This is a genomic window from Acinetobacter sp. USHLN143 (assembly GCF_037145695.1).
Taxonomy (GTDB): domain Bacteria; phylum Pseudomonadota; class Gammaproteobacteria; order Pseudomonadales; family Moraxellaceae; genus Acinetobacter; species Acinetobacter fasciculus.
Genome location: NZ_JBBCWZ010000319.1, coordinates 1 through 223 on the forward strand (window position 1 = coordinate 1; position 223 = coordinate 223).

Sequence of the window (223 nt, forward strand, 5' to 3'; positions counted from 1 at the left end):
TTTGAATTCTTCGATGATTATAAAATAATTCAATGTATTTTATAATATCTGCTTTGGCTTCTTCTCTGGTTTGATAGTTGTAATGATGCACTAACTCATTTTTCAGTATTCCCCAAAAGCTTTCAATCGGTGCATTATCGTAACAGTCTCCGCGCTTGCTCATTGAACCTTGAAAACCATATTGCTCAAGTATATTTCGATATTCATGGCTGCAATATTGACT

The 223-nt window shown here is 33.6% G+C and carries 1 protein-coding gene; it reads right to left on the reverse strand.

Going from position 1 to position 223, the window contains the following annotated elements; all coding sequences use genetic code 11:
* On the reverse strand, positions 1–223 hold a 223-nt coding region (locus WFH18_RS18205), incomplete at both ends, for an IS3 family transposase (RefSeq protein ID WP_336755462.1).